Source organism: Pseudomonas sp. PDM31, from assembly GCF_019218965.1.
Classification (GTDB): domain Bacteria; phylum Pseudomonadota; class Gammaproteobacteria; order Pseudomonadales; family Pseudomonadaceae; genus Aquipseudomonas.
This window is the reverse complement of the sequence record NZ_JAHUWS010000006.1, coordinates 1-16,098: the sequence shown is the minus strand read 5'-3', so window position 1 is coordinate 16,098 and position 16,098 is coordinate 1. Positions and strand designations below refer to the sequence as shown.

At 59.1% G+C, this 16,098-nt stretch carries 14 protein-coding genes; 9 read left to right on the top strand and 5 right to left on the bottom strand.

The window, feature by feature from the left end; translation table 11 throughout:
* The first annotated feature begins 3 nt into the window (after positions 1 to 3).
* From KW839_RS13225 to KW839_RS13215, 3 genes are all read left to right on the top strand, one after another.
* A complete protein-coding gene (locus KW839_RS13225) occupies positions 4 to 1,164 on the top strand; it encodes an ABC transporter ATP-binding protein (RefSeq protein ID WP_060539682.1) in 1,161 nt (386 codons plus the stop codon).
* 220 nt (positions 1,165 to 1,384) lie between these two features.
* A complete protein-coding gene (locus KW839_RS13220; protein WP_218424591.1) occupies positions 1,385 to 2,731 on the top strand; it encodes a carbohydrate porin in 1,347 nt (448 codons plus the stop codon).
* Positions 2,732 to 2,846: 115 nt separating this feature from the next.
* Entirely contained in the window at positions 2,847 to 3,701 is an 855-nt protein-coding gene (locus tag KW839_RS13215) for a D-hexose-6-phosphate mutarotase (protein WP_218424590.1), read from the top strand.
* A gap of 254 nt (positions 3,702 to 3,955) precedes the next feature.
* Here the strand turns inward: KW839_RS13215 and KW839_RS13210 are convergent, their stop codons facing one another.
* On the bottom strand, positions 3,956 to 4,816 hold the full coding sequence (locus tag KW839_RS13210) for a MurR/RpiR family transcriptional regulator (RefSeq protein ID WP_177336938.1): 861 nt from the start codon (positions 4,814 to 4,816) through the stop codon (positions 3,956 to 3,958).
* A 229-nt stretch (positions 4,817 to 5,045) separates the two neighbouring features.
* Here KW839_RS13210 and zwf point away from each other — a divergent pair, with 229 nt between their 5' ends.
* Genes zwf through KW839_RS13195 form a run of 3 tightly spaced genes read left to right on the top strand, consistent with a single transcriptional unit; the run spans position 5,046 to position 7,898 of the window.
* Positions 5,046 to 6,515: a glucose-6-phosphate dehydrogenase gene (gene zwf, locus KW839_RS13205; protein WP_060539686.1), complete on the top strand. Its 1,470-nt coding sequence runs from the start codon at positions 5,046 to 5,048 to the stop codon at positions 6,513 to 6,515.
* Positions 6,502 to 7,215, top strand: coding sequence for a 6-phosphogluconolactonase (gene pgl, locus KW839_RS13200; protein ID WP_060539687.1), 714 nt, complete (start codon positions 6,502 to 6,504; stop codon positions 7,213 to 7,215). The genes zwf and pgl overlap by 14 nt, the downstream gene beginning before the upstream one ends.
* A gap of 17 nt (positions 7,216 to 7,232) precedes the next feature.
* Positions 7,233 to 7,898, top strand: a complete 666-nt coding sequence (locus tag KW839_RS13195; protein ID WP_060539688.1) for a bifunctional 4-hydroxy-2-oxoglutarate aldolase/2-dehydro-3-deoxy-phosphogluconate aldolase — start codon at positions 7,233 to 7,235, stop codon at positions 7,896 to 7,898.
* Positions 7,899 to 8,187: 289 nt separating this feature from the next.
* Here the strand turns inward: KW839_RS13195 and KW839_RS13190 are convergent, their stop codons facing one another.
* Together KW839_RS13190 and KW839_RS13185 are read right to left on the bottom strand one after the other, a co-directional pair.
* Complete coding sequence (locus KW839_RS13190; RefSeq protein ID WP_218424589.1) at positions 8,188 to 9,369, bottom strand: aminotransferase class V-fold PLP-dependent enzyme; 1,182 nt, start codon at positions 9,367 to 9,369, stop codon at positions 8,188 to 8,190.
* Positions 9,370 to 9,402: 33 nt separating this feature from the next.
* The gene (locus KW839_RS13185; protein WP_218424588.1) at positions 9,403 to 9,639 is read right to left on the bottom strand and encodes a DUF3820 family protein; all 237 of its coding nucleotides are present in this window, start codon (positions 9,637 to 9,639) and stop codon (positions 9,403 to 9,405) included.
* A gap of 203 nt (positions 9,640 to 9,842) precedes the next feature.
* On the opposite strand from KW839_RS13185, the gene KW839_RS13180 reads away from it, so the two are divergent.
* Positions 9,843 to 10,310 (top strand): PA2169 family four-helix-bundle protein, encoded by a 468-nt coding sequence (locus KW839_RS13180; protein WP_060539691.1) that lies wholly within the window; start codon positions 9,843 to 9,845, stop codon positions 10,308 to 10,310.
* 134 nt (positions 10,311 to 10,444) lie between these two features.
* On the opposite strand, the gene KW839_RS13175 is transcribed toward KW839_RS13180, so the two are convergent.
* The gene (locus KW839_RS13175) at positions 10,445 to 10,915 is read right to left on the bottom strand and encodes a MaoC family dehydratase (RefSeq protein WP_060539692.1); all 471 of its coding nucleotides are present in this window, start codon (positions 10,913 to 10,915) and stop codon (positions 10,445 to 10,447) included.
* Positions 10,916 to 10,956: 41 nt separating this feature from the next.
* Positions 10,957 to 11,901, bottom strand: a complete 945-nt coding sequence (locus KW839_RS13170) for an alpha/beta hydrolase (RefSeq protein ID WP_218424587.1) — start codon at positions 11,899 to 11,901, stop codon at positions 10,957 to 10,959.
* Positions 11,902 to 12,159: 258 nt separating this feature from the next.
* On the opposite strand from KW839_RS13170, the gene fadD2 reads away from it, so the two are divergent.
* The gene (gene fadD2 / locus KW839_RS13165) at positions 12,160 to 13,848 is read left to right on the top strand and encodes a long-chain-fatty-acid--CoA ligase FadD2 (RefSeq protein ID WP_218424586.1); all 1,689 of its coding nucleotides are present in this window, start codon (positions 12,160 to 12,162) and stop codon (positions 13,846 to 13,848) included.
* A gap of 382 nt (positions 13,849 to 14,230) precedes the next feature.
* Positions 14,231 to 15,931 carry a long-chain-fatty-acid--CoA ligase FadD1 gene (fadD1, locus tag KW839_RS13160; protein WP_218424585.1) on the top strand — a complete coding sequence of 567 codons (1,701 nt, stop codon included), beginning with the start codon at positions 14,231 to 14,233 and terminating at the stop codon, positions 15,929 to 15,931.
* Positions 15,932 to 16,098 lie beyond the last annotated feature (167 nt).

Genomic DNA, 16,098 nt, shown 5'->3' with positions numbered 1-16,098 from the left:
AAGATGGCAACTCTCGAATTACGCAACGTCAACAAGACTTACGGGCCGGGTTTGCCGGACACCCTGAAGAACATCGAACTGAAGATCGATGACGGTGAGTTCCTGATTCTGGTCGGCCCGTCCGGTTGCGGTAAGTCCACATTGATGAACTGCATCGCCGGCCTGGAAACCATCAGCGGCGGCGCGATCCTGGTGGACGACGCCGACATCAGCGGCATGAGCCCGAAAGACCGGGACATCGCCATGGTGTTCCAGTCCTACGCGCTGTACCCGACCATGAGCGTGCGCGACAACATCGCCTTCGGCCTGAAGATTCGCAAAATGCCGATCGCGGAAATCGACGAAGAAGTCGCTCGGGTATCCAAACTGCTGCAGATCGAACACCTGCTCAGCCGCAAGCCTGGCCAGCTCTCCGGTGGTCAGCAACAGCGCGTGGCGATGGGCCGTGCGTTGGCGCGGCGGCCGAAGATTTATCTGTTCGACGAACCGCTGTCCAACCTCGACGCCAAGCTGCGGGTCGAGATGCGCACCGAAATGAAACTGATGCACCAGCGCCTCAAAACCACCACGGTCTACGTGACCCACGACCAGATCGAAGCCATGACCCTGGGCGACAAAGTGGCGGTGATGAAGGACGGGATCATCCAGCAGTTCGGCACGCCGAAGGATATCTACAACAACCCGGCCAACCTGTTCGTGGCGAGCTTTATCGGCTCGCCGCCGATGAACTTCATCCCCCTGCGCTTGCAGCGCAAGGACGGTCGTCTGCTGGCGCTGCTCGACAGCGGCCAGGCCCGTTGCGAGTTGCCGCTGGGCATGCAGGACGCCGGTCTCGAAGACCGCGAAGTGATCCTCGGCATGCGCCCGGAGCAGATCGTGCTGGCCAATGGCGAAGCGAACGGTCTGCCGACCATTCGCGCCGAAGTCCAGGTCACCGAACCGACCGGGCCGGACACCCTGGTCTTCGTCAACCTCAATGACACCAAGGTCTGCTGCCGCCTGGCACCGGATGTTGCGCCAGCCGTTGGCGAGACCCTGACCCTGCAATTCGATCCGGCGAAAGTGCTGCTGTTCGATGCCAAGACCGGGGAGCGCCTGGGGGTGGCCGGTGTACCGAAAGCCGAGCCGCACGCTGCCAACGTAGCGCAATTCAAAGGCCGCTGAAGAACAAGTGTGGGAATGCGGTTGTGTGGGAGCTGGCCTGCCAGCGATGCAGACGACTCGGTTCAACGTCGAACCGAGTTGATGCTATCGCCGGCAGGCCAGCTCCCACAAAGGCCGGTTCCTGCAGGGGGATATGCGGTGCGCGGCCTGTCGCGCATCGCAACTGATGTAACCGCGTTAGAAAAAGAAAAGTTAATAACAAAAAAACGAGGATTTAGGGATGACGAAGAACAACAACGCTCAGCTTATCTGCCAGTTGTCAGCGGTAGCGGCAATGATGCTGGCCGGCAGCGTGCACGCAGCTGATGCGTTCAGTGCCGACTCCGAATGGATGACCGGTGATTGGGGTGGCGAGCGGACCAAGCTGATCGAGCAGGGTATCGACATCAAGATGGACTATGTCGGCGAAGTCGGCGGCAACCTCCATGGCGGCTTCAACGACGACAAGACCGCGCGTTACGCCGACCAGTTCGGTCTGGGCGCGGCACTGGACCTGGAAAAACTGTTCGGCTGGGACAACACCCAGGCCAAGATCCAGCTCACCAACCGTAACGGCGAGAACATCTCCAACGACCGCATCGGCGACCCGCGTGCCGGCACCTTGAGTTCCTCCCAGGAAGTCTACGGCCGTGGTCATATGGTTCGTTTGACCCAGTTGTGGATCAAGCACCAGTTCCTCGACGGCAAACTGGACGTCAAGGCCGGTTACTTCGGCGAAGGCGAAGACTTCAACACCTTCCCTTGCGAGTTCCAGAACCTGGCGTTCTGCGGCTCCCAGGTGGGTAACTGGGCCACCAACATCTGGTACAACTGGCCGGTCATGCAGGCCGCTGTCCGGGTGAAGTACAACTTCTCGCCTGAGTGGTATGCGCAGATCGGCGCGTACAACCAGAACCCGTCGCAACTGGAGCACGGTAACGGCTTCAAGCTCAGCGGCAGCGGTACGGAAGGCACGGTGTTGCCGGTCGAACTGGTCTGGTTGCCGAACCCGAACAGCCTGCCGGGCGAATACCGTGTCGGTTACTACAAAAGCACCGCCAGCGCCGATGACGTCCTTAAAGACGACAACGGCAATGATGCGGCAACCAGCGGCAACGCCTATCGCAGCCACAGCAGCAAGCACGGTTACTGGTTCGTTGCCCAACAGCAACTCACCAGCCATAACGGTGACAAGTCTCGCGGTCTGAACATTGCGGCCAACGCCACTTTCCACGACAAGGACACCAACTTCGTCGACAACTACCAGTCGCTGATGTTTGTGTACAAAGGGCCGTTCGACGCCCGTCCGAAAGATGACATGGGTATCGGTTTCTCGCGTATTCACGTTAACGAAGACGTGAAGAAAAACTCCGAGCTGGTCAACGCTGGCAACGGTGTCACGGACTACGAGAACCCACTGTTCGCACCACTGCGTGACACCGAGTACAACTACGAGCTCAACTACGGTTTCCATGTAACCAACTGGCTGACCGTGCGTCCTAACCTGCAATACATCACCCATCCAGGCGGTGTGGAAGAAGTTGATGACGCGCTGGTGGCCGGCCTGAAAATTCAGTCGGTGTTCTAACGCTGTTGCGATAAGCTCCCCCTCTATGTGCGCATTTTTGCGGGCAGCCCAGGCTGTCCGTTTTTTTTTTGCGGGGAGCGCACCCCGGTGACGATGTTTTTCAGGACAGTGGCACATGCTTGAGCATCCGCTACAACGCTTCTTCAAAACCCTGCGTGAACGACCGGTGTTTGCGTGGGAGCGCTATCAAATGCGCGACGTGCTGGTGATCGATCATCCGCTGTGTCAGGCGGTGTTCAGTCGGCAGGGCGCGCAGTTGCTGCACTTTCAGCCCAAGGGGCAGAAACCCTGGCTGTGGTGCGCGGCGAAGTGGCCGCAGGTCGGTGCCATTCGTGGTGGTGTGCCGGTGTGCTGGCCATGGTATGGCCGGCATCCGAGCGAAAACGCCTGGCCGTCCCATGGCTGGGCGCGGTTGCTCGACTGGAAGTTGCTCGACAGCAATAGCGACGACGATGGCGTGCGCCTGCACTGGCAATTGAAGTTATGCGACTGGCAGGTTGACCTGCACGCGCATCTGGGTGAACGCATGGATCTGCGCCTGAGCACTGAGCATCAGGACGACATGCCGTGCCAGCTGAGCCAGGCTTTGCACGCCTATTGGCGTATTGGTGATGTCGGTGAGGTAGCGCTGTCTGGGCTCGAAGGTGCGCAGGGTTATGACCAGTTGAGCCGGCAGGTTTGTCAGCAGGAAGGCGAGTTGCGGGTCGATGGGGGTTGTCAGCGGGTGTTCCAGCATGACGGTGAATTGCAGTTAAACGACCATGCCTGGGACCGGGCGTTGTGCATTGATACCGGGGATACGGCAGACACGGTGGTGTGGCATCCCGGCTCGCGGCCGTTGCTGGGGGTGAGCTGGAACGAGATATCCGAGTTTGTTTGCGTGGAGGCGGCGAGTGGTGGCACTGACAGCCTGAGCCTGGCGCCGGGAGAACGGGCGCATTTGAGTTTGCAGGCGCGGGTGGGGGTGTAGGTGTGTCAGTGAGGTGCGGCCCTCACCCTAGCCCTCTCCCAGTGGGAGAGGGGACTGACCGAGGTGTCTTGCGTTATACATCGACCTGAAAGCTCGAGTTTAACTCAGGTTCTGAAAGGCATTTGACCAGCTCGCTCCACATTGACCTGAATGCCCGGTCGAACTCAGGTTTTGAAAAGCATGATATCGGCTCCCTCTCCCTCCGGGTGGTCCGACGTTTCGGGAGGGCTGGGGTGAGGGCAGCTTTTGAAACCTCAGTTGAACTCATCCCCTACCGGATACCGGCTGGCATTCAAACTCTCCTTGATCTTGCGCAGATGCGGCTGGAAATCCACTCCACGACGCAAGGTCATACCAGTAGCGAGCACATCGAGCACCGTCAGCTGAATGATCCGCGAGGTCATCGGCATGTAGATGTCGGTGTCTTCCGGCAGCGGAATGTTCAGGCTCAGGGTACTGGCCTTGGCCAGTGGTGAATTCTCGGCGGTCAGGCCCAGCACCGACGCGCCGTTTTCCCGGGCGATGCGCGCCACTTCCACCAGTTCGCGGGTGCGCCCGGTGTAGGAAATGATCACGAACAACTCGCCGGTATGCGCCACCGAGGCAATCATGCGCTGCATCAACACATCGGCATGGGCGGTGACGGCGAGGTTGAAGCGGAAGAATTTGTGTTGCGCATCCAGCGCCACCGGGGCCGAGGCGCCGAGGCCGAAGAAGTGGATTTGCCGGGCCTGGATCAGCAGGTCGACGGCGCGGCTGATCAGGTTCGGGTCCAGCGCCTGGCAGGCGCTGTCCAGCGAGGCAATGGCGCTGCCGAAGATTTTCCGGGTGTAGGCCTCAGGGTTGTCATCGGCTTCCACGGCCCGGCTGACGTACGCCGCGCCGCTGGCCAGGCTCTGGGCCAGTTGCAACTTGAGCTCGGGATAGCCGCTGACGCCGAACGAACGGCAGAAGCGGTTGACCGTCGGTTCGCTGACTGAAGCTGCCTGGGCGAGGGCGGCAATACTGAACCGGGTGGCCTGCTGCGGGTTGAGCAGGATCACCTCGGCGACTTTGCGTTCGGCCTTGTTCAGCTCTTCAAGGCGATTCTGGATTTGTTCCAGTAAATTTCGCACGCGGTCCATATGAGTTTCCTTGATTCACCGGCGTGGATAAAGCGCGCGGCTAATGCAAAAAGGGCCTTTGGTGAGGCCCGTAACGGTGGCCTATCCTACTGTTGGCTCCGACTGACCACCACTCGGAATCTGTATTTTGCGAAAATGTTGTGGTTATTACTACATTTTCCCTTGAGTGATGCCTTGAAAAAAGGTATTTGTAGCTTAACTTGATAAAAGAACAAACATCATGCTCTCGATTACGGTTGAACCGTGTACCTTTGCCTTGTTCGGTGCCCTCGGCGATCTGGCGCTGCGCAAGCTGTTTCCGGCCCTCTATCAACTTGATGGCGCAGGCCTGTTGCACGAGGACACGCGAATCATCGCCCTGGCCCGTGAGCCAGGCACCGAGCAGGAGCACCTGGCGTTCATCGCCAGCGAGCTGCGTCGCTACGTCGGCGCCAAGGACCTGGACGAAGCCGTGGTCGAGCGTTTTCTGGCGCGCCTGAGCTACCTGCACGTCGATTTTCTCGAGGCCCGGGACTACGTGGCCCTGGCCGAAGCGGCCGGCAGTGCGCAACGGGTCATCGCTTATTTCGCCACGCCAGCAGCGGTGTACGGCGCGATCTGCGAAAACCTGGCCAAGGTTGGCCTTTCGGAAAACACCCGGGTGGTCCTGGAAAAACCTATCGGTTCGGACCTGGAATCCTCGCGCAAGGTCAACGACGCCGTAGCGCAGTTCTTCCCGGAGAACCGCACCTACCGCATCGATCACTACCTGGGCAAGGAAACGGTGCAGAACCTGATCGCCCTGCGTTTCGCCAACAGCCTGTTCGAAACCCAGTGGAACCAGAATTACATTTCCCACGTGGAAATCACCGTGGCGGAAAAGGTCGGCATCGAAGGTCGCTGGGGTTACTTCGACAAGGCCGGTCAGCTGCGGGACATGATCCAGAATCACCTGCTGCAACTGCTCTGCCTGATCGCCATGGACCCGCCGGCGGACCTGTCCGCCGACAGTATCCGCGACGAGAAGGTCAAGGTCCTCAAGGCACTGGCACCGATCACCCCGGAAGGCCTGAGCACACAAGTGGTTCGTGGCCAGTACATCGCCGGCTACAGCGAAGGCAAGCCAGTGCCGGGTTACCTGGAAGAGCCCAATTCCAACACCCAGAGCGACACCGAAACCTTCGTCGCCCTGCGGGCCGATATCCGCAACTGGCGTTGGGCCGGCGTGCCGTTTTACCTGCGTACCGGCAAGCGCATGCCGCAGAAGCTGTCGCAGATCGTCATTCACTTCAAGGAACCGTCGCACTACATCTTCGCCCCCGAACAGCGCCTGCAGATCAGCAACAAACTGATCATTCGCCTGCAACCGGACGAAGGCATTTCCTTGCGCGTGATGACTAAAGACCAAGGCCTGGACAAGGGCATGCAGCTGCGCAGCGGTCCGTTGCAGCTGAATTTTTCCGACACCTGGCGCAGCGCACGGATTCCCGATGCCTACGAGCGGTTGTTGCTGGAAGTGATGCGTGGCAATCAGAACCTGTTTGTCCGTAAAGATGAAATCGAAGCCGCGTGGAAGTGGTGCGACCAGTTGATCGCCGGGTGGAAAAAATCCGGTGATGCGCCCAAGCCGTACGCGGCCGGGTCCTGGGGGCCAATGAGCTCCATTGCTCTGATCACGCGGGACGGGAGGTCGTGGTATGGCGATATCTGATTTGCAACTGCCGCAGGGTGTCAGTGCCCACGGCTACAAAAGCCCACAGCTGCTGGCCGAAGGCCTGGCACTTAACGTGGCTCGACAACTGAGCGAGGCGATCGACGCCAAGGGGACTGCAACCCTGGTGGTGTCCGGTGGGCGCAGCCCGGTGGCGTTTTTCCAGCACCTGGCCAAGCAGGCGCTGGACTGGTCGAACGTGGTGATCAGCCTGGCGGACGAGCGCTGGGTACCGGTCGAGCACGCCGACAGTAACGCTGGCCTGATCAAGCGTTACCTGCTGCAGGGACCGGCGGCCAAGGCCCGGTTTCTGAGCCTGTACAGCGCCAGCGCCAACCTTGAACAGGCGGCCGAGCAGGCCGACCGTTTGCTCTCTGAGTTGCCGGTTATCGACGTGCTGGTGCTGGGCATGGGCGATGACGGGCACACCGCGTCGCTGTTTCCCGACAGCCCGAATCTTGTTGAGGCTTTGAAAGAAGACGGCGTGCGTCGCTGCTGGCCAATGCTGGCGCCGACCGTGCCGCATCAGCGCCTGACCATGAGCCGTGCGCTGCTGACATCGGCCAGGCACAAGATTCTGTCGATTAGCGGGCAGTCCAAACTGTCCACCCTCAATACCGCACTGGCCGGTGACGATGTCGCCGCAATGCCGATTCGCGCGTTTCTGCAACCTACGTTAGAGATTTACTGGTGCCCATGAGCCAAGGAACAGCCGCTATGACAATTCCATCCCCGACCGTTTCCATGGCGGATAAAGTTGCCCTGATCGACAGCCTCTGCGCCAAGGCGCGGATCCTGCCGGTGATTACCATCGCTCGCGAGCAGGACGTTCTGCCGCTGGCCGATGCCTTGGCGGCCGGCGGCCTGACCGCCCTGGAAGTGACCCTGCGTTCGCAGTTCGGCCTCAAGGCCATCCAGATTCTGCGCGAGCAGCGCCCGGAACTGGTGACCGGTGCCGGCACCGTGCTCGATCGCCAGATGCTGGCTGCAGCCGAAGCGGCTGGCTCGCAATTCATCGTCACCCCGGGCATTACCCGCGATTTGCTGGAAGCCAGCGTTGCCAGCCCGATCCCGCTGTTGCCTGGCATCAGCAACGCATCGGGCATCATGGAAGGCTACGGTCTGGGTTATCGCCGCTTCAAACTGTTCCCGGCTGAAGTCAGTGGCGGTGTGGCGGCCATCAAGGCCCTGGGCGGACCGTTTGGCGAAGTGAAATTCTGCCCGACCGGTGGTGTGGGGCCTGGCAATATCAAGAGCTACATGTCGTTGAAAAACGTCATGTGCGTGGGCGGTAGCTGGATGCTTGATCCGGAGTGGATCAGGAACGGCGACTGGGCCCGCATTCAGGAATGCACCGCCGAGGCCTTGGCGCTGCTGGACTGAGTGCTTCACCCGACACTTCGTTGTGTGTACTACGGCTTTACGGTGCGCTTGGTCGGCGCACCGTTTTTTTTGCCCGTAAATAACCTGCAGGAAATTTTATTTCGCCTGACCCGCCGCCATCGCGGGCAAGCCCGCTCCCACAGGTTTGTAATGCTAGCCGCGATCATTGTAGGAGCGAGCATGCTCGCGAAAAAATCAAGGGCGCTGCTGCGCATCTGGTTTACGCGTCACCGTTCACAACCATCGTCGGAACGCCACCCGGAGCCGGCTCGCTCTTGCAGTGGGGGGATCAGCGTAGTTCTTTGAGTGCCGTGACCAACTGCGTCATGTGCTCGGCAGTGGTGGTCAGTCCAGGGGTAATGCGGATGCACGGCCCGCACGCCGCGCCACTGCGCACCACGGTGAACAGGTTGTAATCACTGAGCATCCGTTCGACCATCACCTGTTGATCGGCCTGTGCGGTAAAACGCATTGAGGTAATGCCGCAATACAACCGTGGATCAGCCGGCGTCAGCACCTCGATACCCGGCAGCTCGCGCACTTCGCGCACCCACAGATTGCGCAAGTACTTGAGGCGCGCGCCCTTGGCAGCCGCGCCACCCATGGCGTGATGCTCTTCGAGCACCAGCGGCAACGTCAGCAACGCTGGAATGTTGGGTGTGCTGTACGGGGTACGGGCGCGGATGTCGGTGGCCGGGAAATGCATTTCGCCCATGTCCGGGTCGATATCCGCCAGGCGCTCGGGAGCGATATAGAGGAAGCCCAGGGTCAGCGGCGCGCCGATCCATTTGTGCAGGTTGTAGGCGGCGAACGCGATGCCCAGTTCCTCGAGATCGAATTCGAACTGGCCCAGCGCATGGGCGCCGTCGAGGATCACATCGATACCTTGTTCTTTCGCGGCGCCGGCAATGGCCTGCACCGGCATCACCAGGCCGGTGCGGTGGGTGACGTGGGTCAGCGCCATTAACTTGAGGCGCGGATAACGGGCGAATGTTTCCCGGTAAGTGGTGAGGAGGGTGTCGAAACTGGCAGGGTGCTGGTGTTCGATCTCGATCACCTCGACACCGCGATGTTTCGCCAGCCAGCGCATGGCGCTCTTGACCGTGTCGTATTCCAGATCGCAAATCAGCACCTGGTCGCCCGGTTGCAGTCGATTGTAGTTGCGGATCAGCGCCTGCAGGCCGTCCGAGGCGTTGCGGGTCAGGGCGACGGCCTCGCCGGGCATGCCGATCAAGTTGGCCACCAACGCCTGTATTCTCAGACTATCGCCCTGTTCGAATCGCTGACGAACATGCACCGAATTACCTCGGTTGATCAGCTCGATGTTGTGCAGATATTCCTCGACCACCGTGCGCGACATGCGCCCGAAGTAACCGTTCTCCAGGTTGATCGGGCCGCGTTCGACATCGTAGCGGTCGGCAAAGGTCCGCCAGAAGGCTTCATCACGGGCACGGCGGGTGTTATCAGGCATGGGGCTACTCGATGAGGGGGGCGGGGCAGTGCATCAGTGGCGCGGGGCAGGCTTGCCATGTTTGGCGCGCAGCGGTTCCAGCAAGTCCGACAAGCCGTTGTGATCTATTTCCTGCATCAAGGCCAGCAGGCCTCCCAATTCTCCATGGGGAAAACCCTCACGGGCGAACCAGTTCAGGTAGGGGCCAGGCAGGTCTGCGATGATTCGACCCTTGTATTTGCCGAAGGGCATTTGCCGGGTTATCAGCAGTTCGAGTCTTTCAGGGTTCATCGCTTGGTCATCTTGATTCGGTCAGTCTGGAAAATACAGGCATTCTGCATGCAGGCCAATTGACAGTTCATGCAAAAAAAACGGATACAGATTTTTCATTGAAACATAACTTGTTGATAAATAAGGAATATATAAAAGAATCCAAGCTGGCATGCAGGGTGCACTACTCATTGCATCTTTCATCAACCGCAAGGAATTGAAAAATGACCGACATGAATAAAGAAGCCATCTCTGTACTCAACGACCTGATTGAAACCAGCAAGGACGGTCAGGAAGGGTTCAAGACTTGCGCCGAAGACATCAAGCAGCCTGATCTCAAAAGCCTGTTTGTTCAACGTTCCGCCGATTGCGCCACCGCAGCAAGCGAGTTGCAAGCGGCCGTGCGTTCGATGGGCGGTGATCCGGAAACTTCCACCAGCGTCAGTGGCGACTTGCACCGTCGCTGGGTCGACGTGAAGGCGATGTTTACCGGCAAGGATGAAGAAGCCGTGTTGAACGAAGCCGAACGCGGCGAAGACCACGCGCTGAAGGCATATCGCGACGCCATGGAAAAAATCAACAAGCACAACCTGGTAGGTATTCGTGACCTGGTTGAACGTCAGTATCACGGCGTGCAGCGCAATCACGACCAGGTGAAAGCCCTGCGTAACCAGGCTCGTGCACGCTCGTAAGCGTTCACCGCTTGTAAAAAAAAACGCCAGCTAGCCTGGCGTTTTTTATTGGGTGGGCAGCCAATGCGACGGCAACTGTGGCGAGGGGGCTTGCCCCTTATCCACAGAGCCCTCTGGCAACAGCCATCCACTGGTCAACCAATACTGATTGCCGGCAGCGTCGTCAGCGTCACGCTCTGCTGTTTGCGTGGGGCGAGGATTTCCGCCTCGCCGTCCACCACCAGCTCATCGCGCTGGTTGAACACGCGAGTGGCGATGCGTACGCGAAACTTCGGCAGTTTTTCGAGGATTTCCAGGCGTACGGTCAGGGTGTCGCCAATTTTCACCGGCTTCTGAAAACTCATGGTCTGGCCGATGTAAATGGTGCCTGGCCCAGGCAGTTCGCAGGCTACCGCAGCACTGATCAGCGCACCGCTGAACATGCCGTGGGCGATGCGCTCCTTGAACATGGTGCCAGCGGCGTACTCGGCATCCAGATGTACCGGGTTGTGGTCGCCGGACATCGCTGCGAACAATTGAATGTCGCGCTCCTCAACGGTCTTGCTGAAGCTGGCGGTCTGGCCCACTTCGAGGGCTTCGTATGGGGTGTTGGTAACCTGGGTCATCTGTCTCAATTCCTGTGACGAACAAAAAAATCCACAAAAAACTATTCGCAGCGGTGTGGTCGCGGCGTACTCAAGGCCAGCTCGATCCAGTTCAGCACATCGGCGACGACCTCATCGCGGTTGGTTTCGTTGAACAGTTCGTGGCGTGCCTGAGGGTAAATGGTCAACTGCAGGTGCTGGCTGCCGGCTGCACGCAACGCATTGGCCAGATCAGTCAGACGTTTGCCATCGCTCACCGGATCACATTCGCCGCCGATCACCAGCAACGGCAGCCCCGGATCGATCTGCGCGAGATTGGACGCTTTGCTGATTTGCTGCAACCCACCGAGCAAATCTATCCACAGCTGATTGGTGCAGCGAAAGCCGCAGAGCGGATCGTTGGCGTACAGGTCGACTTCTGCCGGATCGCGGCTGAGCCAGTCGAACGCGGTGCGAGCAGGTTTGAATTTTTTGTTGAACGAGCCGAATGACAGCCATTCGATCAATGCGCTGCGCCCCTTCGGGCCCTGGCGCAGGCGTTCTAAACGGGCGATTTGCCGCGCTGCGCGATACAGCGCCACGGGCTGGAAATTCGAGCCACTGAGAATCGCCCCATGCAGGCTGGCGCTGTGGTGCAACAGGTAGGCTTGAGCAATGTAGCTGCCCATGCTGTGTCCCAGCAGCACGATCGGCACACCGCGATGTTGTTGGCCCAGGTGCTGGTTGAGGCTCGCCAGGTCGCTGACCACCTTGCACCAGCCATCATCGTCGGCGAAATGCCCCAGCGTTCCCGTTTCGGCAGTTTTGCCATGTCCGCGCAGGTCCGGCGCGCATACGCCATAGCTGTGTGCGCAGAGTTTTTCCGCCAGTCGCCTATAGCGACCACTGTGCTCGGCCATGCCGTGGGCCAGCAGAATCACTGCCTTGAGACCGCCTTCAGGCAGCCACTGGTTGACGTACAGACGGCAGTGGTCACTGGTGGTCAGCCAGAAAGTGTCGTGGATCATCGCGATTCCTTTGCATGGGCTGCGACTGGGAAACAGCCTGGTTGCTTTATATAGCCCATCCTTCACGGGGCGTCTGATCAGGCTACCCCACGGCGGGAAGATTCACACGATCAATGACGACTGTGGGCATATTTGCCTGAATCGTCATAACTGCTAGTGTCCGTGGAGCTCCGCTTTTCGCTTTCTGCTTTTTGAGGGATCACAGAGAAATGACAGAAAAGCGGCCCCGGATAGATTCAGGTAAAGAGGACAAGAACAATGCAACCTGATTTCTGGAATGACAAACGCCCGGCCGGCGTGCCCCTGGACATTGATCTGGGCGCCTACAAGTCGGTGATCGAGGTGTTCGAGCGTTCCTGCAAAAAGTTTGCTGACCGCCCTGCGTTCAGCAACATGGGCGTCACCCTGACTTACGCCGAACTGGAACGCTACAGCGCCGCCTTCGCCGGTTACCTGCAAGCCCATACCGACCTGGTGCCGGGCGATCGCATTGCGGTACAGATGCCTAACGTCCTGCATTATCCGATCGCGGTGTTCGGCGCCTTGCGTGCCGGGCTGGTCGTGGTCAACACCAACCCGTTGTACACCCCACGGGAAATGCGTCATCAGTTCAAGGACTCCGGGGCCCGGGCGCTGGTGTACCTGAACATGTTCGGGCAGAAAGTCCAGGAGGTGCTGCCCGACACCGATATCCAGTACCTGATCGAAGCGAAAATGGGTGACCTGATGCCCGCTGCCAAGGGTTGGCTGGTCAACACCCTGGTCAGCAAAGTGAAGAAAATGGTCCCGGAGTATTCCTTGCCCCAGGCCATTTCCTTCAAAAGCGCGCTGCGCTCGGGCCGGGGCCTGGGCATCAAACCGCTGAAAGTCAGCCTCGACGACATCGCCGTACTGCAATACACCGGCGGCACCACCGGCCTGGCCAAGGGTGCGATGCTCACCCACGGCAACCTGGTGGCCAACATGCAGCAGGTGCGGGCGTGCCTGGAGCAGTTCGGCACTGACGGCCAGCCGCTGTTGCGCGAAGGGCAGGAGGTGATGATCGCGCCGCTGCCGCTGTACCACATCTATGCGTTCACGGCCAATTGCATGTGCATGATGGTGTCGGGCAATCACAACGTGCTGATCACCAATCCGCGGGACATTGGTGGCTTCATCAAGGAACTGAAAAACTGGCGGTTCTCGGCGCTGTTGGGGCTCAACACGCTGTTTGTCGCGCTGATGGAGCATCCGGATTTCAAGACCCTGGACTTCTCCACGCTCAAACTCACCAACTCCGGTGGCACTGCGCTGGTCAAGGCGACGGCTGAGCGCTGGGAGCAGTTGACCGGTTGCCGCATCACCGAAGGCTACGGCCTGACCGAAACGTCGCCGGTGGCCTGCACCAACCCCTACGGTGGTCAATCGCGGCTCGGCACGGTCGGCCTGCCGGTACCGGGCACCACGCTGAAAGTCATCAATGATGAGGGCGTCGAGCAAGCTTTGGGTGAGCGCGGCGAGTTGTGCATCAAGGGCCCGCAAATCATGAAGGGCTATTGGCACAAACCCGAAGCCACAGCCGAGGTGCTGGATGCCGAGGGCTGGTTCAAGTCCGGTGACATTGCGGTGATCGACCCGGACGGTTTCGTGCGCATCGTCGATCGCAAGAAGGACATGATCATCGTCTCGGGTTTCAACGTGTACCCGAACGAGATCGAGGATGTGGTCATGGCGCATCCCAATGTCGCCAACTGTGCGGTCATCGGCGTGCCCGACGAGCGCTCGGGGGAGGCGGTGAAGCTGTTCGTGGTCGCCCGTGAGGCCGGGGTCAGCCTTGAGGAGCTGAAGGCTTACTGCCAGGAAAACTTCACGGCGTATAAAGTCCCCAAGCACATCGTATTGCGCGAGTCGCTGCCGATGACGCCGGTGGGCAAGATTCTGCGGCGGGAGTTGCGTGATATCGCCTGATCGGTGAATGGCCGCGCTTTGCGCGGATCGCGGGCAAGCCACGCTCCCACAGGTTTCGTGTCGTTCACTGCATTGTGAGCACACAGAACCTTTGGGAGCGTGGCTTGCCCGCGATGCTTTTGAGGCGGGATAAGCCGCTATTTACTGGGCTTTCAGAGCTTTATAGAATTTTTGCTCTAAAATGACTGTTTGTTATTCTTGAGTCACAAATGTGACCGTAGAGGCCGCTTTTGGCTCTAGTCGACCCTTGGCAAAGCTGCTACTCTCGGCGCGCTTTGTGACTTCTCGGCCTGGATAAAAGCCAGATTTACCAATGACCAAACACCAATAATAATCGCATCAAATGCGGTGCTGAATTCGCGTTGCTGAGGAGTGGGCTTCCATGAACGAAGACTTTTGGAAGGATAAGTACCCAGCTGGGATTGCTGCCGACATCAATCCAGACGAGTATCCGAATATTCAGGCAGTGTTGAAGCAATCCTGCCAACGCTTCGCCAACAAACCGGCATTCAGCAACCTGGGCAAGACAATCACCTACGGTGAACTGTACGAATTGTCCGGTGCCTTTGCCGCTTACCTGCAACAGCATACCGACTTGCAGCCTGGCGATCGAATCGCCGTGCAACTGCCTAACGTGTTGCAGTACCCGGTTGCCGTCTTCGGTGCTATCCGCGCCGGGCTGATCGTGGTCAACACAAACCCGCTGTACACCGCGCGGGAAATGGAACACCAATTCAACGACTCCGGTGCCAAAGCCCTGGTCTGCCTGGCCAACATGGCGCACCTGGCAGAAACCGTAGTGCCGAAAACCGGCGTCAAGCACGTGATCGTCACCGAAGTGGCCGACTTGTTGCCGCCGCTCAAGCGCCTGCTGATCAATAGCGTCATCAAGTACGTGAAGAAGATGGTGCCGGCCTATCACTTGCCAAAAGCCGTCAAGTTCAACGACGTGCTGAGCAAAGGCATGGGCCAGCCGGTGACTGAAGCCAATCCGGCCAGCGGTGACGTCGCGGTACTGCAATACACCGGCGGCACCACCGGCGTTGCCAAGGGCGCGATGCTGACCCACCGCAACCTGGTGGCGAACATGTTGCAGTGCAAGGCGCTGATGGGCTCCAACCTCAATGAAGGTTGCGAGATCCTGATCACGCCACTGCCGCTGTATCACATCTATGCGTTCACCTTTCATTGCATGGCAATGATGCTGATCGGCAACCACAACATCCTGATCAGCAACCCGCGCGACCTGCCGGCGATGGTCAAGGAACTGTCGAAGTGGAAGTTCAGCGGCTTTGTCGGTCTGAACACCTTGTTCGTGGCCCTGTGCAACAACGAAGGCTTCCGCAAGCTGGATTTCTCGGCACTGAAAGTCACCCTGTCCGGCGGCATGGCCCTGCAACTGGCGGCGGCCGAGCGCTGGAAAGCGGTCACCGGTTGCGCCATCTGTGAAGGTTACGGCATGACCGAAACCAGCCCGGTGGCGACAGTGAATCCAATCCAGAACATCCAGATCGGCACCATCGGTATCCCGGTTCCATCGACCCTGTGCAAAATCATCGACGATTCCGGCGTCGAACAGCCGATGGGTGAAATCGGTGAACTGTGCGTGAAAGGTCCGCAGGTGATGAAGGGCTACTGGCAGCGCCAGGACGCCACCGATGAAATGCTCGACAGCGAAGGCTGGCTGAAGACCGGTGACATCGCGTTGATCCAGGCCGATGGTTATTTACGCATTGTCGATCGCAAGAAAGACATGATCCTGGTCTCCGGTTTCAACGTTTACCCGAACGAGCTGGAAGACGTGCTGGCAACCCTGCCTGGCGTGCTGCAATGCGCGGCCGTCGGCATACCGGATGAGAAGTCGGGTGAGGCGATCAAGATTTTCATCGTCGCCAAACCGGGTGTGACCCTGACCAAGGAGCAAGTGATGGAGCACATGCGCGCCAACGTCACCGGCTACAAGGTCCCGCGCGCCGTGGAGTTCCGCGATGCGTTGCCGACGACCAACGTTGGCAAGATTCTGCGTCGTGAGTTGCGCGATGAAGAGTTGAAGAAGATCAACGCGAAGAAAGCCACCGCGTAAAACAAAAAGCCCCGCAGAAGCGGGGCTTTTTTGTTGGTGCTGTCCCGTCCTGAATAAGGTTTACACCTTCTGACCTATTTTCAGGAGGGAGCAATGGATTCGGGGAAAAGGCGCAGTCAGCGCGATTACACGCTGGCTTTTAAATTGTCGGTGGTCGATCAGGTCGA